The sequence below is a fragment of the Streptomyces sp. NBC_01515 genome, assembly GCF_045040345.1.
GTDB lineage: Bacteria > Actinomycetota > Actinomycetes > Streptomycetales > Streptomycetaceae > Streptomyces.
The window spans coordinates 8,451,193-8,470,420 of the sequence record NZ_CP109416.1 but is presented as its reverse complement, the minus strand read 5'-3'; the positions used below and the strand labels follow the sequence as shown (position 1 = coordinate 8,470,420).

Here is a 19,228-nt window from a genome sequence, read left to right as displayed (position 1 = left end):
TCAGCCCCTTACTTCGCGAGACGGTCCAGGATCCGCGGGCCGAGGTCTGTCACATCGCCCGCTCCCATGGTGAGAACCAGATCACCGGGCTTCGCCATTCCCGCGACGGCCTCGGGTACGTCCGCCTTGTCGTGGACCGGGGTCACGTCGGCGCCCGCGGCGCGCGCGGCCTCGATGATCAGGTCGCTGGTGATGCCGGGGATCGGGTCCTCGCGGGCCGGGTAGATGTCCAGGACCAGGGACGCGTCCGCGAGGGCGAGGGCCTGGCCCATCTCCTTGCCGAGTTCCTGGGTGCGGGAGAAGAGGTGGGGCTGGAAGACGACCAGCAGCCGCGCGGAGGAGGCCGCCGCGCGCATCGCCTCCAGGTCGGCGGTCATCTCCGTGGGGTGGTGGGCGTAGGAGTCGATCACCTGGACGCCGGCCGCCTCGCCCTTGAGCTGGAGGCGCCGCTTCACGCCCGTGTACGCGGCGATCGCGGGCGCCAGTTCCGCGGCGGGGATGCCGAGCGCGACGCTGGCGGCGAGGGCCGCGACCGCGTTGCTCGCGTAGTGGCGGCCGGGCACCGAGACGGTGAAGGTGAGTTCCTCGCCGCCGAGGACCACCGTCACCTCGCTCTTCAGGCCCTGTGCGACGACGGAGAGGATGCGTACGTCGGCGTCCTCCGCCTCGCCGTATGTCACCGTCTTCACCGAACCGGCCGACACCCGTCGGGTCAGCTCCCGCGCGCCCTCGTGGTCCGCCGAGATCACCAGCGTGCCGTCCGGCACGATCCGGTCCGCGAAGGTCTGGAAGGACTCGTAGATCTCTTCCATGGACGCGTAGTTGGCGTGGTGGTCGAGCTCCACGTTGAGGACGATCGCGACCTCGGGGGCGTACTTGTGGAAGCTGCGGTCCGATTCGTCGGCCTCGGCGACGAAGATCTCGCCGTCGCCGTGCAGCGCGTTCGAACCGGGGGCGTCCAGGTCGCCGCCGATCGCGTACGACGGGTTCAGGCCCAGCTCGGTCAGGGAGACCGCGAGCATCGACGTCGTGGTGGTCTTGCCGTGCGTGCCCGCCACGGCGATCGGGCGCAGGCCGTCCATCAGGCGGGCCAGCGCGTCCGAACGGTGGACGACCGGGATGCCCAGCTCGGCCGCGCGGGCCAGCTCGGGGTTGTCCTTGCGGATCGCCGACGACACGACCACGCAGGTGGCGTCGTCGGCGAGGTGCTCCGCGGCGTGCCCGACGTGCACGGTGGCGCCCAGGGAGCGCAGGGCGTCGGCGGTCGGGGAGTCCTTGGCGTCGCTGCCCGCGACCTTCGCCCCGCGCTGCGCGAGGATCTTGGCGATCCCCGACATCCCGGCCCCGCCGATGCCGATGAAGTGCGGTCGGTCCATGGCGGCGGGAAGGCCGGGTGCCATGTGTGTCTCCCTGTGCGTGCTGGTTCCGTACTGGTACGGCGGACGTTCGACGGCCAGCCTAAGCCGAGGTGCGGTCAAACGTTGACACCGGAGGTCACCTACTCCTTGCTGTGCGAGAACAGCTTCAGTACCGGTACGCCGACCTTGTGACGGGCGCGCGAGGCCCAGTCCCGGTGGAAGAACTCCTCCACGTAGTGGGGATCGGTCAGCACGATCACCTCGTCCGCGCCGATCTCGTCCACGAGGGTCTTGAGCGCGTCCAGCGGGTGGTCCTCGATGAGCTGCCCCTGCGCCTCGCTGCCGGCCGCGTGCAGGGCCGTCAGGGACACCTCCAGAGCCTGCGTGCCGAGTGCCGCCGCGTCCTTGCCCTCGGGGGTCTCCCGCTCGTGTGCCGCCTCGTCGAGTTCGCCGAGGGCGACGTCGTCGATGGCCCGCAGCAGGCGGTCCGCCTGGTCGCCGCGGGGCTGGAGCAACACGTGGAAGGAGACGGTCTCGTCACCGTGCAAGGTGGTGACGAACTCCACGTCGGCGGACGTAAGGGCCTTCTCGATCATCAGTACGCTTGTGAACACCAGGCGCCCCTTCTCCTTCGAGGACCCGCGGGCCCTCTCTCCTCCGTGGGCCGTCGAGGCCCTGCGGAAACCATCCTGCCCCGTGATCGCACGGGTACTGCCGGATTTAGTGTGCCCGTCGAAAGACAAACGGAACGGATCATTCCGCCCGTTCTCAGGACCGACGGTAGCGACCGAACAGGAACCCGGCCTCTTCCAGCAGGGACACCAGTTCGAAGTGCTGGGGAACCTTAACCGACGGCCCGCCGGAGATCCGCTGTGCCTCCCCCGCCACGAGCGTCGGCGACAGGGTCAGACACAGCTCGTCGAGCACCCCGGCGGCCACGAACTGCCCCAGCAGCCGCGGCCCGCCCTCGGCCAGCAGCCGGGTGTGCCCCAGTTCGGCGAGCGCCTGTACGGCCCGTGCGGGGTCCACACCCGCGCCGTCACCGGCGACCACCACCCGGGCGCCCGCCTTCCCGGCGGCCGCGACCCGGTCCGGCGCCGCCTGGGCGCCCGTCAGGATCAGCGTCGGCACCAGGGGCGAGGCGAAAAGCGGAAGCGAGAAGTCGAGGTCGAGGCTGGCGGTGACGACCGCGATCACGGCGGCGGGCCCCTGCCCGGCACGCGTGCGTGCCGCCGCGAACTCCGCACGCGCGCGTGCGGGCCGATAGCCCTCCTGGCGTACCGTTTCCGCACCGACGACCACGACATCGGCCAGCGCCCTCAGCGTGCCGAAGATCCGCATGTCCGCGTCACCGGAGATGGGCTGCGAGCGCCCCTCGTGCTGACCGGCCCCGTCGAGCGTGGACACCATGTTGGCGCGCAGCCAGGGGCTGTCGGCGGCGGGGTAGGCGTACGCCTCCGCCAGCTCCGAAAGCCCCCACTCCCGGTCCGCCCCACGCGCATCGGGGCCCCCGTTCGAGGCCTGGGCTGCTGTTTCATCCGTCACAGGGAACAGGCGTCGCATGTCGTGCAGTGTGGCACGCCCCCTAGACTGATGAACCGTGTCATCCTCCTCCGCCGCCTCCGGGATCAGCCCGATAGCAGACGCGGCCCCGCTGTCCCTGTGCACCCGTGAGCCGTATGTCCCCGCGGACCGGCTGGTCGCCGAGATGGTGCCGCCGCCCCGCTTCGATTCCGTGCGCTTCGCCACGTACATCCCGGACCCGAACCAGCCCAGCCAGACCGAGGCGGTCGGCGTCCTGGAGGCCTTCGCCGCCGGACTCGGCGGGGCGCACTCCGCCGGCACCGCCAAGCGCGGCTTCCTCGGCTTCGGCAAGGGCAGGGCGGCCAAGACCCCGGCCGGCCCTCGTGGCGTCTATCTCGACGGCGGCTACGGCGTCGGCAAGACCCACCTCCTGGCCTCCCTCTGGCACGCGACCCCGGCCGAGCCCGCGCTCAAGGCCTTCGGCACCTTCGTCGAGCTGACGAACCTGGTCGGCGCGCTCGGCTTCCAGAAGACGGTCCAGACGCTCTCCGGCCACCGCCTGCTGTGCATAGACGAGTTCGAGCTGGACGACCCGGGCGACACCGTCCTCGTGTCGACCCTGCTCGGCAAGCTGGTCGACGCGGGCGTGGCGCTCGCCGCCACCTCCAACACCCTGCCGGGCAAGCTCGGCGAGGGCCGCTTCGCGTCCGTCGACTTCCTGCGCGAGATCCAGGGCCTGTCCGCGCACTTCCGCTCGCTGCGCATCGACGGCGACGACTACCGCCACCGCGGCCTGCCGGAGGCCCCGCCCCCGTTCTCCGACGAGCAGGTGACGAAGGCGGCGTACGCCACCCCGGGCGCCTCCCTCGACGACTTCCCGCACCTGCTGGCCCACCTCGCCAAGGTCCACCCCAGCCGCTACGGCGCCCTCACCGACGACCTCACGGCCGTCTGCCTCACCGACGTCCAGCCGATACCCGACCAGTCGACGGCGCTGCGGCTCGTCGTCCTCGCGGACCGGCTCTACGACCGTGAAGTGCCGGTCCTGGCCTCGGGGTTGCCCTTCGACCGGCTGTTCAGCGAGGAGATGCTGAACGGCGGCTACCGCAAGAAGTACTTCCGCGCGATCTCCCGCCTCACCGCGCTGGCCCGGGACGCCAAGGGCCTCGTCAAAACCGCTTAGTTCACGCCAGCCCAGGCGCGCTTTTCACGCTCTCTTGCATCGGAAACGCCACGTTAACCCTGCAAACAACTTCACCGGGTTACCGTGTTACTTGACCAGCCGTTGACCTGGCCTTGGTCTGTACTAGGAACGCGAACGGGCTGAAGGGGGGCGCATGTTCCGAGGTAAGACGGCTCGGAGCGTCGTGACGCTCCTCACCCTCGTCCTGTTCGCCCTCCAGGTCTTCGCTTCCACGGAATCCTTCGCACCCGCGCACACAGCGCGTCATGCGGAGGCCAAGGCACAGCCCGGGCTCAAGCTCAGCGGCAAGGCCCTGCGCGCCGAGACGATCACGTTCCGCGACTGCGGCGCCTCCGGAACTCCCACCGTCCCGCTGCGCCTGCGCGACCGATACCGCTCCGCCGACTGCGGACCCGAGACGCCCCAACGCCCGCTCCTGACACAGGACCCGGCCGCCGTACGCACCTCCGTGGCGCCCGGCACGGCGCGGCACCGCACATCGAGATCCTCGACAGCACACACTCCGGCGGCACTTCAGGTCTTCCGCTGCTGAGAGCTGAGCAGGCAGTCACTTCCCCCACGCACACTGTCATGCAAGCCCGACGCGCCCAGAGGGCGCGCCAGGAGGAGCCAACACGCCATGCAGCCCCTCATCGACAACGCCCGTACGTTCGGACAACGCCCTGAGGAGTTCGCCGGACTCGCTGAAGGCCAGTCCCCGCAGGTGCTGTTCATCACCTGCTCCGACTCCAGGGTCGTCCCGGCCCTGATCACGGGCGCCCGCCCGGGCCAGCTCTTCGAGTTGCGCACCGCCGGCAACATCGTCCCGCCGTACGCCTCCGGCAGCCCCACCAGCGAGGAGGCCACCATCGAGTACGCCGTGGAGGTGCTCGGCGTCCAGGACGTCGTCGTCTGCGGCCACTCCCACTGCGGAGCCGTCGGCGCGCTGGTGCGCGGCGACGACCTCGCCGCCGTCCCGGCCGTACGCGACTGGCTCGCGCACGCCGCCGACGAACCCGCCCCGAGCGACACGGCCGACCCGACGGTCGCCGGGGCCGTGCAGAACCATGTGCTCGCCCAGTTGCTGCGGCTGCGCTCCTACCCTTGTGTGGAGCGGCGGTTGGCGGACGGACGGCTGCGGGTGCACGGCTGGTACTACGAGGTGCACACCGGTGCCGTGCTCGAACACAGCGCGGACACCGACCGGTTCGAGGCCCTGTGAGCCGCGCCATGGACCTGAGGAAGAACAAGAAGAACGACCCGAAGAAGAACGACGGCACGCCCAAGTTCCCTTATCTACGGCAGGACTTCGCGGCCTCGCTCGTGGTGTTCCTGGTCGCGCTCCCGCTCTGCGTGGGCGTGGCCGTCGCCTCCGGTGTGCCGGCCGAACTCGGCCTGGTCACCGGCATCGTGGGCGGGCTCGTCACCGGACTCATGCGGGGCAGCAGCCTCCAGGTGTCCGGTCCCGCCGCCGGTCTGACCGTGCTGGTCTTCGAGGCGGTGCGGGAGTACGGGCTGCCCGCCCTCGGAGTCATCGTGCTCACCACCGGTGTGCTTCAAATCGCCATGGGCGTCCTGAAGTTGGGGCGCTACTTCCGGGCCATCTCGGTCTCGGTCGTCGAGGGCATGCTGGCCGGCATCGGACTGGTGCTGATCGCCGGGCAGTTGTACTCGGTGGCCGGGGCGAAGGCCCCCGCCTCGGGGCTGGACAAGATAGCCGAGCTGCCCGGCGCGCTCGTCGACGCCGTCGGGAGCACGAAGGCGCTGGCCTCGCTCGCGCTGGGCGCCGCCACCATCGCCGTGCTGGTGCTGTGGAAGCGGATGCCGGCCAAGGTCCGTACGGTGCCGGGTCCGTTGGCCGCCGTAGGACTGGCGACGCTCGCGGCGCTCGTGTTCGGGCTGCCGGTGGCGACCGTCGAAGTGCAGGGGCTGCTCGGCTCGTTGCAGCCGCCGCCGCTGAGTGCGTTCGGTGAGCTGGCGCACGTCGGGGTGTTGGGCACGATCGTCGCGTTCACGTTGATCGCGTCCGCCGAGTCGCTGTTCAGCGCGGCGGCCGTGGACCGGCTGCACTCCGGTCAACGCACCCAGTACGACAAGGAGTTGGTGGCGCAGGGCGCGGGCAACGCGCTGTGCGGGATGCTCGGCGCGCTGCCGATGACCGCGGTGATCGTGCGCAGCGCGGCGAACGTGCAGGCGGGCGCGCGGACGAAGGCGTCCCGGGTGCTGCACGGCGTATGGCTGCTGCTGTTCGCGGCGCTGCTGCCGAACGTCCTCGCGTACATCCCGATCCCGGCCCTGGCGGGCATCCTCGTGCACGCCGGCGCCAAGCTCATCCCGGTCCGGGAGATCGTGTCGCTGTGGCGCGAGCACCGGGGCGAAGCGCTGATCCTGGTAGTCACGGCGCTGTCGATCGTCGCGGTCAGCATGTTCGAGGGCGTCCTCATCGGCCTCGCGCTGGCCGTCGCGAAGACGGCGTGGGAGGCCTCGCACATCAAGCTGGAGGTCGTCGACAAGGGCGCGGGCCCGGTCCAGGCCTACCTGTCGGGCAACGCGACCTTCCTGCGGCTGCCGAAGATCCTCGACAGCCTGGAGGCGCTCCCCCAGGACCGCCCGGTCGAACTGCACCTCTCCGGCCTGCACCACCTCGACCACGCCTGCCGTACGGCCCTGGAGAACTGGGCCGAGCGGCACAGCGCGGCCGGTACCGAGCCGGTGAAGGTCACGGCGATCAAGGCCACGGCCACTACCGTGAAGTAGCGGCGGCGGTGCCTGCTCCGGGGTGATCGTGGCCCCGGAGCAGGCGTCGGGCATACCCTTGCAGGAGCAGACAGAACGGCCTCTCGACGAGGGGGTCAGGATGCTCCAGGAACTGCTGGTGGCGGGCGCGGCGGCCGGTTCCGCGTGCGTGGTCTACGTGGCTGCGGCGGCCAGGGTCGTCAAGCAGTACGAGCGCGGGGTGGTCTTCCGCCTCGGGCGGGTGGCCGGCGAGGTGCGGGCACCCGGCTTCACCATGGTCGTCCCGTTCGTGGACCGGCTCCGCAAGGTCAACATGCAGATCGTGACGATGCCGATCCCCGCGCAGGAGGGCATCACCCGCGACAACGTGACCGTGCGCGTCGACGCGGTCGTCTACTTCAGGGTCGTCAACGCGGCCGACGCGATCATCACGGTCGAGGACTACCGCTTCGCGGTCTCGCAGATGGCCCAGACGTCACTGCGCTCGATCATCGGCAAGAGCGACCTCGACGATCTGCTCTCCAGCCGCGAAAAGCTCAACCAGGGGCTGGAGTTGATGATCGACAGCCCCGCTGTCGGCTGGGGCGTGCAGATCGACCGCGTCGAGATCAAGGACGTGTCCCTCCCCGAGACGATGAAGCGCTCGATGGCCCGCCAGGCCGAGGCCGACCGCGAACGCCGGGCCCGGATCATCAACGCGGACGCCGAGTTGCAGGCCTCGAAGAAGCTGGCGGAGGCCGCCGGGGTGATGTCCGAACAGCCCGCCGCACTCCAACTCCGGCTGCTGCAAACGGTGGTGGCGGTCGCCGCCGAGAAGAACTCGACGCTCGTCCTCCCCTTCCCGGTCGAACTGCTGCGCTTCCTGGAACGTGCGCAGCCGCAACAGCCGCCTCCCGTTCCGCCGCCGCCCGCCGTGGACCAGTAGTCCCGCCCGCTGACTGGCGGGCACGGCCCCCGCGCCGCAGGATCGAGGGAGCCGACCGGAAGAGGTGCCCCATGGCCGAGAAGGGCGCGAAGCGCAAGAGCGGGAACGGGAAGAAGAGCGAGGCGGTCCCCGTCGCCGACCTGCTGCGCGTCCCCGCCGGCCGCCCGGTCGACCTCTCCTCCTACGACGCGGCAGCCACCCCCGGCGGACCCGCCGACAAGTCCGCCGGCCTCAAGGACACCGCCCGGATGGGCGAACACCTCGCCGACCTGCAAGAACGCCTCTGGGCATCGAGCACGGCAGGCGACGGGCGCCGCCTGCTCCTGGTCCTCCAGGGCATGGACACCAGCGGCAAGGGCGGCACGGTCAAGCACGTCATCGGCCTGTTCAACCCTTCCGGCTGCCGGATCAGCGCCTTCAAGGCACCCACCCCCGAGGAGCGGAAGCACGACTTCCTCTGGCGCATCAGACGCGCCCTCCCCCACCCCGGCGAGATCGGCATCTTCGACCGCTCCCACTACGAGGACGTCCTCATCGCCCGCGTCCGCGAACTCGCCCCGCACCGCGAGATCAACGACCGCTACACCCAGATCAACCGCTTCGAGAAATCCCTCACCGACGACGGCGTGACCGTCGTCAAGTGCTTCCTCCACATCTCCTACGACCAGCAGCGGCGCCGCCTGCTGGAACGCCTCGACAACCCGGACAAGCACTGGAAGTTCAACCCGGGCGACATCGCGGAACGCGCCCTGTGGCCCGCGTACCGGCAGGCGTACGAGATCGCCCTCGACCGCTGCTCCACGCCGGACGCCCCCTGGTACCTGATCCCGGCCGATCGCAAGTGGTACCGCAACTGGGCGATCAGCCGCCTCCTCCTGGAACACCTGACGGCACTGGACCCGCAGTACCCGAAGGCGGACTTCGACGTGGCCAAGTCCCGGGAGCAGCTGCTGAGTTCGGGCTGAGCGGGGACCGGTACGGTTCACCCATGGCATGGCGGGGACCGACGTATCGGATGGTGGACGGGGAACGGATCGACGGGGTCTGGTGCCACATCTGGCGGCGAGCCGACTTCGGTGGCGAGTACTACGTCGACGATCTCGTCCTGTACGCCGACGGGAGCGTTTCCTGCGGTGCCGAGGATCTGCCCGGCCTGAAGAAACACCTGGACACGGGCCGGTTGGCGCTCACGCCTCCCGACGCTCCCGACCGGCCGGACGAGGAGTCGGAGTGGCGTTCCCGGTGGGGCCGGCCGCGCACCCCGGAGAGTTTTCTGCTCGAAGTCGCCGACCGCGTCGAGGAGTTGAACGGCCGCCCGACCGCCGCTCGGCGCTGCTGGGATGCCGCGGAGCGCTACGCCCGGGAGCCGAGCGAAGCGAACCGGGAGCTGTTGCGGGCGGCGTATCTCGCCGTGCCGCAGCACCTGCGCATCTTCGTGCTCGGCGACATGGACCGGCAGGACCGCCCGCTGCGGATCCTCCTCACCGACGTGGGCGTGCACGTCGACGGGGACGGCCCCCTGATCACGGCGGAGATGCACGAGGCCCAGTTGGAGTACTTCCGGCGCGGGGAGGCGGCGCTCGCGGAGGCGGAGCGGCAGCGGGCCGCGCTCCACGCCGACGACCCGGTCACGGCCGGGCGGGCGACCATCACCTCGCACCAGGCCGTCTACCCGCGGGGCTGGCCGGCCGAGCCGGACCTGTTCGTGCTGCGGAACGAGTTCCCCGCGCCCATCTCCTACGACGGCGAGACGTACCCGTCCGTCCTGCACGGCTACTGGGCCCTGTCGGCGGCCGACCCCGCCGACCGTGCCCGCATCCGCGAGGCACCCTCCGGGCGGGAGACGCAGGAGGTGGGCAGGGGGGTCGTACGGCGGGACGGCTGGACCGGGTTGCGGCTCGCGGTGATGGCGGGGCTGCTGCGGGCCAAGTTCACCCAGCATCCGGAACTCGCGGCGGTTCTGCTCGGCACCGAGGACGCGCGGATCAGTTACACCGGCCTCTCCGACTCGCGGTTCTGGCTCGACGCCCGTGACGACCGGGGGCGCAACTGGGTGGGGCGGCTGCTGGAGCTGGTCCGGTCGGAACTGGCCCTGGCCCTGGAGACGCGGGGAGGCCAGGGGACGCAGGACACTCAAGGGATGCATATAACCGAATAATCCCTTTTGCTGCGTTACGTTCGCTCGGTGACCATTCGAGTACGACGAGTCGCCGCCGCCTGTGCACTCGGCGCCGCGCTCACCGCCTGCGGGGCCCCCTCGGCGCCCCACGCCAGCCGTCCGGCGCCCAGCGCGCCCACCGCCGCCGTCTCGCGACCGCCGACGCTCGCGCCCGGCCCCGCCGGTCTGACCCCGGTCTTCAAGAACGGTCCGCGGGTGGACGGCAAGACCGTCGCGCTGACCTTCGACGCCGACATGACCGCCGACGAGGGGCCGCGTGCGGCGCGGGGCGAGCACTTCGACAATCCGCAGCTCATCTCCACGCTGCGCACGCTGAAGGTGCCGGCGACCGTGTTCATGACGGGCCGGTGGGCCGACGAGTACCCGGCCGAGGCCCGCGCCATCGGACGCGACCCGCAGTTCGAGATCGCCAACCACTCCTACAGCCACTACGCCTTCACCGGCGACTGCTACGGCCTGCCGACCGTGTCCCCGGACCGGATGAAGGCGGATGTGGAGCGGGCGTACACCGCTTTCAAGAAGGCCGGCGTGCCGAACGCGATGCCGTACTTCCGCTTCCCCGGCGGGTGTTACGACCGGCAGGCACTGAAGACGCTGAGCGCGGTCGGTGTCACGGCGGTGCAGTGGGACGTGGTGAGCGGCGACGCGTTCGCGACGGACTCGGACGCCGTGGCCCAGCAGGTGCTGGAGGGTGTGAAGCCCGGCTCGGTCGTCGTCATGCACTGCACGCGCAGCGCCGCCCCGGCGACCGAACGCGCCGTCCGCATGATCGTGCCCGAGCTGCGGAAGAAGGGATACCGGTTCGTGAAGGTCTCCGAGCTGATCGGGGCGACGGACCGGCACCGCTGAGGTCGGCCGGGATCGGCTGGTCGCGCGCTCCTCTTACGCTGGTCGTATGAGCGACGAAGAGCCGGCGCCGGCGTACGCGGAGTGTGTGCTGTGCCAGGAACCGACCGAGTACCCGGAGTCGCACAAGGGGATCACGCTGTGCCCCGTCTGCGAGTGGCAGGAGGCCCAGCGCACCGCCTGTTCAGGATGAACTGCGGGAGGTGAGTGCCCTGGGAGGTCCTCGCAGCGGTGCCTCGAAGGGCCGATCTTCCGCCTGGCAGACTGGAGGGTGTGACCAGTGATTCCATCGTTCCCGGCGACAACGCCGACCCCTTCCTCAACGAGCCCACCGTTCGCGACGAGGCTCCGCAGTTCGTACTGCCCCTCGTGGTGCGGATCGAGCGGGAGGCTCCCCCGGCCCGTACCGACGCGCTGGAGACCGCCGCTCGGGCCGTGCTGACGATCCTCAGTGACGAGCGGGCCGTCGGGGACGGGGAGTGGGCGCAGGTCATGCGGGACTGGCAGGACGCGCGGATCCGGAAGGTGGTCCGGCGGGCGCGCGGGGCCGAGTGGCGGCGGGCCGAGGCGCTGCCGGGCATCACCGTGACCGGGAAGTCGGCGGAGGTACGGGTCTTCCCGCCCGTCCCGCTCGACGGCTGGCCCAAGGATCTCGCCCGGCTCCAGGTCTCCGGCACCGACCTCGACGACCCCGAACCGCCGGCCGACGCGGACCGCACGGCACCGGTGCTCTGGCTGAACCCCGATCTCGACATGTCCGCCGGAAAAACCATGGCCCAGACCGGCCACGGCGCCCAACTCGCCTGGTGGGAACTGTCGGACGAGGACCGGACCGCCTGGCGCCAGGCGGGTTTCCCGCTCTCCGTCCGCACCGCCGGCCCCGCCCAGTGGACCGAACTCATCGGCAGCGGGCTGCCGTTGGTCAAGGACGCGGGCTTCACCGAGATCGCGCCGGGCTCGGCGACCGTCGTGGCGGAGCATCCGGCGCTGCGGCGACGAGGCTGATCCAGCTCAACCGAGGCGCCCACGCCGACCGTCGCGGAAGGCGTACGGCCGTGTCGGCGGCCGGTCGGACGGAGCCGCGCCACCACCGTCCCCTTCGGCGCCGGACACGTACGGCGTGCGGGGTGCGGAGTGCGCCACTCCGTCCAGCACCCCGCATCCGCCCGCTCAACTCGGCGCCGCCGCCACCTCCTCCTCGCCCTCGGGTGCCCCCTCCGCTGTCCGGGATCTGGCGTCGCGGCGGTCCAGCCGGCTCAGTACCGGAACCGTCATGACCGTGGTGACCAGGGCGACCAGGACGAGCGCGGTGAAGAGCTCCTCGCTGACGATGCCGGCCGACAGACCGATGTTGAGCGCGATCAGCTGCATGAGACCGCAGGCGTTCATCAGGGCGCCGACCCGGACGGCCACCGGGCCGGGTTCGCCGCGCAGCCGGGCGGCGGCCCAGCAGCCGCCGAACTTTCCGGCCACGGCGAGGACGACGGCGGCCGCCCCGAACAGCAGCACGGACGGGTCGGAGAAGACGTCGAACCGGGTGTTCAGGCCGGAGTAGGTGAAGAACATCGGCACGAACACCACGTGACCCCGTCAACTCCCGCTCCTGGGGCAGAAATTGACGCCGATGGCAGCCACACGAGGGACCCGGACTGGACTACCCCTGCGGGCTGTCGACCGCCCGGGGTCCGACCGGAGCGGGCCGGGTCCACGGGATCAACGCCGGAACGCGGGCGCGGTAGGCGTCGTAGGACGCACCGAACCGGTCGGCCATCATCCCGTCCTCTATGCGCACCCGGCGCAGCAGCCACGGCACGGCGACGGCCAGGAACACGATCCATATGCCGAAGCCGCAGGCCAGCATCCCGCCGAGGACGAGGCCGAGGAGTCCGGTGTAGATGGGGTGCCGCACTATGCGGTAGGGGCCCTCGGTGCGCAGTTCGTGGTGTTCGTGGACCAGCGGGATGCTGGCCCACATGACGCCCAGCACCCAACGGGCCCACAGCAGCAGCGCGGTGGAGGCTACGGCGAGCAGGGCGCCCAGGATCGCGAGTTCGGGCTGCCAGTACTGGAGGTGGCGCCAGAAGGAGTCCGGGGTGTGGTTGACCAGCAGGGAGAACGCGCAGCAGCCCGCGATCAGCAGAGCCCGCTGCGGCAGCGTACGGCGCAGGCCTCGCGCCCAGCCGCGCGACCCGGCCTCGCCCTTCACGCCGAAGTAGACAGCGCCCACGATCCACGCGACGACGAAGATCGCGACACAGATGCCGGTGAGAGCGACGAGTGCGGAATGTAGTGAGCCCATGGCACAAGGCTGCGCCCCGACCCACGTCGATCACCACCACCCACGGGCTGATTCAGCGGCTCCACCCTCGGGTGGAGATCCATGGCTCACGCCATGACTCACGGTCGAGGTGACTCGGATCACGACGGGTCGTGGCATCGGACAGCCCTGCTGCGGCGTCTCCCTTCTGAACGTCCACGAGGGGGTACCGGCAGTGCGCCGTGGCTACAAATGGGTCGACCGCGAACTGGCCCGGATGGATCCGGACACCGACTGGGAGCGCATGATCTCGCTCTACGTCGGCCACCGCGTCCCCGAGTTCGCGCTGGCGATGATGGTCTATCCGGGCACCATGCGCATGATGCGGCCGGGCTTCGGGTCCGCCACCCTCGCCCACACCAAGAAGCTGGAGACTCGGCCCCGGCGGCGTTTCGAGGACGGCAACGCGTTCCTGATGGCCTGGATGGTGGACGGGTTGTCCAGCGCCGCGGGCCGCGAGGCCGCCGGACGGCTCAACCGGATGCACCTGGCCATCGCCCGTGGGACACCGCACCTGCCCGGCAACTTCGACGACGTCGACGACTTCGTCTACCCCCTGGTTCTGCTGGCCACGTTCGCCGACCGTCTGCAGACCTCGCTCGGCCTGCCGGGTACGAGCGAGAACATGAAGACCGCCTGGCATCGCTGGGCGCGGACCCTCTTCCGCCTCCTGGAGCGCGAGTCCGGCCCGCTGGCCGACGAGGCCTTCCCGGAGGACTGGGACGCGATGACCGAGTTCGCCCTGAAGTCGGAGTCCCGGCCGTACGAGGAGACGGAGTCCGGCCACCGGGTGGCGACCGCGATGATGGAGTTCTTCGCCGAGTACTGGTTCCCCACCCCCTTACGGGCGTTCGGCAGGGACCTGACCCGGTATCTCGCCGGCGAGCGGGTCTGCCGGCTCCATCGGATCGGCTGGCTCTCCCCTCGCCGCGAGCGTGCCGTCCGCCTCTTCCTGAAGTCCGCGTTCCTCGCCCAGCGCCTGCTGCCCGACTACCGCAGACCGCTTCCCGAGCGGCTACGGCAGACCCGGCGCGGGCCGTCCGCCGCGAGCGCCCCCTGAGTGTGAAGCACCCTCAACTACCCAGCATCTTCAAGGTCCTTCGATGCCACACCAACGGACTCCTCTCATCGTCGGACCGCATCGCGAGCACCCGCAGCACGATGATGTCGTGGTCGCCCGCCGGATAGCTGTGCTCAACGGTGCACTCCAGCCACACCGGTGCGCCGTCGAGGAAGATCGCGCCGGATTCCGCCTCCACCGTGCGCAGGTCGGTGAAGCGGGCCGCCTTGCTGCGGGAGCCGAGCTGGCGGGCCTTGTCGCTGTGGCCCTCGCCCAGGACGGAGATTCCGATGGTCTGCGCGCGGGACAGCAACGGCCAGGTCGTGGAGGTGTGTTGTGCGGCGAAGGAGACCATGGGCGGGTCGTGGGAGACGCCGACCGCGAAGGACGAGACGATCATGACGGTCGGGTCGCCGTGGACGCGCGCGGAGAGTGCCGCGACGCCCGACGGGAACCCGGAGAACGCCCTCGTGATCTCGCCGGGATCCGAGGTGATGCCGTCCAGATCCTCCAGGCCGGCCATGCCTTCCGTTGCCGTCATCGTGCAGCCCCCGTCCGCATCGGGCCTCATGAGGCCTCGTCAGGATTCATCACGCGACTCCTGTGGGTAGTTGTGGCGCGGCGGACACCGGCAGGGCTCCATTGCCGGGAGGCTCGGTACGTAGGAATGCGCACGCCAGGAGGCAGAGCACTCCGACCGCCGCGAGCCCGCCGAGCGTCGTCGCGTAGCCGTGCCCGGCCAGCAGGACCGCGCACACGGCACTGCCCAGCACCGCGCCGAGTTGCTTCATGGCGTTGAAGGTTCCGGACGCCGCCCCGACCTCGTCCGGGGCTACCGAGGTCACCGCCGCGATCGAAAGGGGCGACCAGACAAAGGAGTTGGCGACCCCGTACACCGCGAAGGTGGCGGTCAGTGCGGAGATCGGGGCGTCCGTCGCCACGAGCACCGCCGACGTCCCGATGGCCAGTACGAGAGCACCGGAGCCGATGACGGCGACCGCGCGGGACCCGATCCCATTGTTGAGCCGGGCCGACACCGGCGCCCCCAACAGGCAGACCACGCCCATCGGTACGAGGGTGAGCGCAGCCGCGCCCGCGTCGAGCCCGCGCTCCCGCTGGAGGTACAGCATCAGCGGAATCATCGCCGACCCGGAACAGAAGGCCGCCGCCGCACCGGCCCAGGCCGCGACGACGAACCCCCGGCTGCGCAACAACTCGACCGGCACCAGGGCTCGTTGACCGTCCCGGCGCTGGAACCACACCACACCCGCGACGACCACCACACCGACGACGACGAGCAACCACCGTGGCACGCCCAGCACTTCACCACTCGCCGCATCCGTCCCCTGGATGCCGATCACCAGCGCACCGACCCCGCTCGCGTTCGCGCAGATCGCCCACACCGGGATGCGCGCCTCCTGCCGCGGCAGGACCGGCACGAACACGGCCACGGCCACCAACGCGCCCACCCCGACAGGGACGTTGACCCAGAACACCGCGGGCCAGCCCCCGGCAGCGACGAGGAAACCGCCCAGCAACGGCCCGACAGCCACCGCCGCGCCCCCGACCGCGCCCCACACCCCGAGCGCCACGGCGAGCCGCGGCGGCCGGAACAGCGCCTTGATGAGGGTCAGGCACTGCGGTGTCATCAGCGCGGCCCCGATGCCCTGCACCACTCGCCACGCGACAAGTGCCGTGATGGAGGCGGCAGTTGCGCACAACAGCGAGCCGAGTGTGAAGGCCGCGAGGCCGACCAGGTGGACTCGCCGATGGCCGTAGCGATCCCCCAGCCGGCCCGCGACGACCAACGGCACCGCATAAGCGATGAGGTAGCCGCTGTTGACCCACATCGCGGCCGTCTCGTCGGCGTGCAGCCCGCTGATCAGGGACGGCAGCGCGACCGAGGTGATCGTGCTGTCCAGCAGGAGCATGAAGAACCCGGTGCAGAGGCTGCCGAGCGCGAACCACTCGCGCCGCACGCCCGAGCCCCCACCCCCATCCCCATCCGCAATCGCACCCGCACTGACCGCGGGCATCTCAAACTGCCAGGTTCTCGCGGAGAGTTGGCCCCTGGTACGGCGGGGCGAGAGCACCCCGGCGGCGCAGTTCGGGCAGCAGCAGTTCGCTGATCGCGGCGAAGCCGGAGGGCATGGCGAGCGGGCTGGAGAACATGAAGCCGCCGCGCGATCCGGTCGCGGCGAAGGTCTCCTCCAACGCATCGGCCACCGTGGCCGGGTCGCCGACGACGCTGTGGTCCAGGCCCGTCGCCCGCCCCCGGCCGTGCTCGAAGAACTCGCCACGGCTCATGGTGTGGGCCGCGCCGAACTCCGCGACGAGCGAGCCGACGATCCCCGCGGGACTCGCGTTGGCCGCCGCCAACTCGTCGCGCAGCTCTCCCAGTTGGAAGGAGGCCGGGAGCGTCGAGAAGTCGTAGCCGGCGTTGTGCGAGAGGTAGGTGGCGACGGCTTCCTCGTTCCAGAACTCGTGCACCGCCTCGCAGCGTGCCGACGCCTCGGCCTTCGTGCGGCCGACGATCACCTGGGTCGCCCAGAGGATGCCCACGTGTTCCGGGTCCCGGTCCTCGGCGAGGAGGGCCTCGTCGAGCAGTTTGCGGTGGCGTTGCTGGCCGGCGAGGTTGCCGCCGAAGCCGAAGACGAGGTCGGCGAAACGGGCCGAAGCGGCAATGCCCCGGGGCGAGTTGCCCGCCTGGACGATGAGCGGGTGGTACTGCGGACCGGGTACGGACGCGAGCGGGCCCTTGACGGTGAAGAAGCGCCCCTCGTGGTCGATGGGGTGGACCTTCTCGGGGTCCGCGAACCGGCCCGTGCTCCGGTCGCGGACGATGGCGTCCGGGGCGACGGAGTCCCACAACGCCCGGCAGACGTCGACGAATTCCTCCATCCGCTCGTAACGCAGGTCGTGGTCCATCAGCTCGGCGAACCCGTAGTTGGCCGCGTCGGCGCCGCGCGTGGAGGCGACCACGTTGAAGGCGATCCGGCCGCCGGTCACATGGTCGAGCGAGTTCAACAGCCGTGCCACGTAGAAGGGATGCATGAAGGTCGAGGAGTACGTCAGCCCGAAGCCGACCTTCTCCGTCACCGTGGACATCGCGGCGATCACCGGCGCCATGTCGTGGCGCGGCCACTGGATGCCCCACTCCACGGCCGGCGCGATACTGCCCCGCCAGGTGCTGGGGATGCCGCTGCCGTCACCGAAGAACAGCAGTCCCACGCCCGCGCGTTCGGCGGTCTGCGCCAGCTCCATGAACATGCGGACGTCGGGGAAGTCCCGCCCGATCCAGGAGCCCTGTCGCGCCCAGGCGCCCTCGGTGTGGGTGAAGGAGAGGTCGTAGCCGATGTGCATTCCGGTCATCGCGCGGCCTTCTTCCACAGCTCGGCCACTTCGTCGGCGTCGCTCAACAGGGACACGTTCAGCCCCAGTTGGAACAGGGCGGCGGCGTTGACGTGGTGGTCGTAGGCCGTCGTCGTGTCCTGCGGTACGACGACGGGCCAGTCGAGTTGGACGGCGTCCTGCGCGGTGGCGTACACACAGCACTCGCTCGTCAGCCCGACGACGGTGAGCCAGTCGTAACCGGCGGCGCGCAGCCGCGTGTCGAGATCGGTACCGAGGAAGCCGCTGTAGCCGCGCTTGACAACACGCAACTCCCCTTCCTCCGGCTGCATTTGATACCACTCGGCACCGGCCGTCCCGACCCGGCACGGCTCGTCCGGGCTCATGGGCGCGTCGTAGTCGCCCTCGCGCAGCCAGTTGCTCGACCGCCACGGCTGTGCCGGGTCGCTGCCCAACTCGACCCAGACGACGGGCACTTCGGCAGCGCGCGCTACGTCGACGAGCTCGGCGATACGGGTGACGGTCCGGTCGAGGGTCGCCAGCGCCGTGTCCGTCAGGCCGTACGCCCCGAGCCGCTCCGGATCGGCGAAGTCGCGTTGCACGTCGACCACGACGAGCGCGGGCCTGCTGAACAGCCCGGCGAGCTGGGCGAGTTGTCTGTCCCGCAGGTCGGACATCAGGCCGCCACCTCGTCGCGGGCGCGCAGCTCGGGCAGCACGGTCTCGCCGAACAGCAGCATGTCCTCGTCGTACTCCGGGAAGATCAGCATGAGTCCGTCGAGGTCGGCCTCCCGCACGATGTACTCGATGTGCTCGGTGACCGTGCGGGCCGATCCGGCGACGTACGGCGTCTGGAAGGCCGCCTCCCCGTTGGCGCCGTCGGCCCACGCGCGGGCCTGGTCAGCGGGGACGCCCCAGGTGTGCCGCATATGGGCGAGCGCCTCACGATCGACGCCGACGCCCCACTCCTTCACCTTCTTGACGGCCAGTTCGTCGGTGTCGTCCTGGACGACGGTGAGCATCGAATACGTCTTGCAGACACGGCCGTTGACCTTCGCCCGCGCATGCACGTCGGCCGAGAGCGACCGCATGTCGTCGAGACTGTCGGCGGCGAGAAAGGCGCCGTCGGCGTACCGCGCCTGGAACCGCCGTGCGTCCTCGGACCGCCCCGCGCTGATGACGGTCGGCCGGGTCGCCGGATGCGGACGGGACTCGCAGTCGACGAGGTCGAAGTACGGAGTGCGCAGCGTGACCGAGTCCTCGGTCCACAACCGCGTGACCGCCTCCGTCCACAACTCCGTCATCCGGTACCGGTCCTCGTGACTCAACTCCGGGTCCCAGTCCCCGAATTGCTCGAACTCCCCCGCGTACGACCCGTTCACGATGTTCATCCCGGCCCGCCCGCCGGAGATGTCCTGAAGCGTGGTGAGCATCTTCGCCGCGATCGCCGGATTGTGGATATTCGCGTGCAGAGTCGCCCAGATCTTGACCCGGCTGGTCGCCTCGGCGAGCGCCGCCATCATCGTCATCGACTCCAGCGAACGGCCCCAGTGGTCCGTACTCCCGCCGAAACCACGCCACTTGGCCATCGACATCACGAAGTCGAGCCCGATGCTCTCCGCGTGCACGGCGGCACGCTTGTTGTACGCGTAGGTCGCCTCGGGATGTGGCGCGGTGGTGGACAGCATCCAGCCGCCGTTCCCGATGGGAAGGAAGATTCCATACTCTTTCGCGGGCACGTCACGGACCT

General features: G+C 70.4%; 20 protein-coding genes and 1 pseudogene. 11 read left to right on the top strand and 10 right to left on the bottom strand.

The genetic code is table 11. From position 1 onward, the window contains the following. Positions 1-8: 8 nt before the first annotated feature. The 3 genes from murC to OG407_RS38080 all read right to left on the bottom strand — a co-directional run bounded on the left by murC (position 9) and on the right by OG407_RS38080 (position 2,921). Positions 9-1,400 carry a UDP-N-acetylmuramate--L-alanine ligase gene (gene murC, locus OG407_RS38090; protein ID WP_405864309.1) on the bottom strand — a complete coding sequence of 464 codons (1,392 nt, stop codon included), beginning with the start codon at positions 1,398-1,400 and terminating at the stop codon, positions 9-11. Between the two features lie 98 nt (positions 1,401-1,498). Beyond that, positions 1,499-1,972, bottom strand: coding sequence for an indole-3-glycerol phosphate synthase (locus tag OG407_RS38085; protein ID WP_405864307.1), 474 nt, complete (start codon positions 1,970-1,972; stop codon positions 1,499-1,501). 154 nt (positions 1,973-2,126) lie between these two features. Beyond that, positions 2,127-2,921, bottom strand: a complete 795-nt coding sequence (locus OG407_RS38080) for a pyrimidine reductase family protein (protein ID WP_405864305.1) — start codon at positions 2,919-2,921, stop codon at positions 2,127-2,129. Between the two features lie 37 nt (positions 2,922-2,958). Between OG407_RS38080 and zapE the strand changes: the two genes are divergently transcribed. The 10 genes from zapE to OG407_RS38030 all read left to right on the top strand — a co-directional run bounded on the left by zapE (position 2,959) and on the right by OG407_RS38030 (position 11,756). Then, positions 2,959-4,065 carry a cell division protein ZapE gene (gene zapE / locus OG407_RS38075; RefSeq protein WP_405864303.1) on the top strand — a complete coding sequence of 369 codons (1,107 nt, stop codon included), beginning with the start codon at positions 2,959-2,961 and terminating at the stop codon, positions 4,063-4,065. A 154-nt stretch (positions 4,066-4,219) separates the two neighbouring features. Next, entirely contained in the window at positions 4,220-4,618 is a 399-nt protein-coding gene (locus tag OG407_RS38070; protein WP_403584602.1) for a hypothetical protein, read from the top strand. Between the two features lie 87 nt (positions 4,619-4,705). Next, positions 4,706-5,287, top strand: coding sequence for a carbonic anhydrase (locus OG407_RS38065; protein ID WP_405864300.1), 582 nt, complete (start codon positions 4,706-4,708; stop codon positions 5,285-5,287). 8 nt (positions 5,288-5,295) lie between these two features. After that, positions 5,296-6,822: a SulP family inorganic anion transporter gene (locus tag OG407_RS38060; RefSeq protein WP_405864298.1), complete on the top strand. Its 1,527-nt coding sequence runs from the start codon at positions 5,296-5,298 to the stop codon at positions 6,820-6,822. 100 nt (positions 6,823-6,922) lie between these two features. Continuing rightward, positions 6,923-7,726, top strand: coding sequence for a slipin family protein (locus OG407_RS38055; RefSeq protein WP_405864296.1), 804 nt, complete (start codon positions 6,923-6,925; stop codon positions 7,724-7,726). Positions 7,727-7,797: 71 nt separating this feature from the next. Next, positions 7,798-8,691: a PPK2 family polyphosphate kinase gene (locus tag OG407_RS38050; protein WP_405864294.1), complete on the top strand. Its 894-nt coding sequence runs from the start codon at positions 7,798-7,800 to the stop codon at positions 8,689-8,691. A gap of 23 nt (positions 8,692-8,714) precedes the next feature. Continuing rightward, positions 8,715-9,884: an NADAR family protein gene (locus tag OG407_RS38045; RefSeq protein ID WP_405864292.1), complete on the top strand. Its 1,170-nt coding sequence runs from the start codon at positions 8,715-8,717 to the stop codon at positions 9,882-9,884. A 27-nt stretch (positions 9,885-9,911) separates the two neighbouring features. Beyond that, a complete protein-coding gene (locus OG407_RS38040; RefSeq protein WP_405864290.1) occupies positions 9,912-10,754 on the top strand; it encodes a polysaccharide deacetylase family protein in 843 nt (280 codons plus the stop codon). 46 nt (positions 10,755-10,800) lie between these two features. Further along, the gene (locus tag OG407_RS38035; protein ID WP_363095410.1) at positions 10,801-10,944 is read left to right on the top strand and encodes a hypothetical protein; all 144 of its coding nucleotides are present in this window, start codon (positions 10,801-10,803) and stop codon (positions 10,942-10,944) included. 80 nt (positions 10,945-11,024) lie between these two features. Continuing rightward, positions 11,025-11,756, top strand: a complete 732-nt coding sequence (locus tag OG407_RS38030) for a peptidyl-tRNA hydrolase (RefSeq protein WP_405864288.1) — start codon at positions 11,025-11,027, stop codon at positions 11,754-11,756. 165 nt (positions 11,757-11,921) lie between these two features. Here the strand turns inward: OG407_RS38030 and OG407_RS38025 are convergent. Together OG407_RS38025 and OG407_RS38020 are read right to left on the bottom strand one after the other, a co-directional pair. Continuing rightward, positions 11,922-12,332: pseudogene (locus tag OG407_RS38025) on the bottom strand (cation:proton antiporter); the annotation flags it as partial. A 73-nt stretch (positions 12,333-12,405) separates the two neighbouring features. After that, positions 12,406-13,050 carry a methyltransferase family protein gene (locus OG407_RS38020; protein WP_405864286.1) on the bottom strand — a complete coding sequence of 215 codons (645 nt, stop codon included), beginning with the start codon at positions 13,048-13,050 and terminating at the stop codon, positions 12,406-12,408. Positions 13,051-13,243: 193 nt separating this feature from the next. On the opposite strand from OG407_RS38020, the gene OG407_RS38015 reads away from it, so the two are divergent. Further along, the gene (locus OG407_RS38015) at positions 13,244-14,128 is read left to right on the top strand and encodes a DUF2236 domain-containing protein (protein WP_405864284.1); all 885 of its coding nucleotides are present in this window, start codon (positions 13,244-13,246) and stop codon (positions 14,126-14,128) included. A 13-nt stretch (positions 14,129-14,141) separates the two neighbouring features. Here OG407_RS38015 and OG407_RS38010 read toward each other — a convergent pair whose 3' ends face one another. Genes OG407_RS38010 through OG407_RS37990 form a run of 5 tightly spaced genes read right to left on the bottom strand, consistent with a single transcriptional unit; the run spans position 14,142 to position 19,217 of the window. Then, positions 14,142-14,669 (bottom strand): flavin reductase family protein, encoded by a 528-nt coding sequence (locus tag OG407_RS38010; RefSeq protein WP_405864282.1) that lies wholly within the window; start codon positions 14,667-14,669, stop codon positions 14,142-14,144. Between the two features lie 49 nt (positions 14,670-14,718). Next, positions 14,719-16,107 carry an MFS transporter gene (locus OG407_RS38005; protein ID WP_405864280.1) on the bottom strand — a complete coding sequence of 463 codons (1,389 nt, stop codon included), beginning with the start codon at positions 16,105-16,107 and terminating at the stop codon, positions 14,719-14,721. 58 nt (positions 16,108-16,165) lie between these two features. Beyond that, positions 16,166-17,500, bottom strand: a complete 1,335-nt coding sequence (locus OG407_RS38000; RefSeq protein ID WP_405864278.1) for an NtaA/DmoA family FMN-dependent monooxygenase — start codon at positions 17,498-17,500, stop codon at positions 16,166-16,168. After that, positions 17,497-18,156 carry a cysteine hydrolase family protein gene (locus tag OG407_RS37995; RefSeq protein WP_405864276.1) on the bottom strand — a complete coding sequence of 220 codons (660 nt, stop codon included), beginning with the start codon at positions 18,154-18,156 and terminating at the stop codon, positions 17,497-17,499. Before OG407_RS37995 ends, OG407_RS38000 begins: the two co-directional genes overlap by 4 nt. Beyond that, the gene (locus tag OG407_RS37990; RefSeq protein WP_405864274.1) at positions 18,156-19,217 is read right to left on the bottom strand and encodes an LLM class flavin-dependent oxidoreductase; all 1,062 of its coding nucleotides are present in this window, start codon (positions 19,215-19,217) and stop codon (positions 18,156-18,158) included. The genes OG407_RS37995 and OG407_RS37990 overlap by 1 nt, the downstream gene beginning before the upstream one ends. Positions 19,218-19,228: the final 11 nt, after the last annotated feature.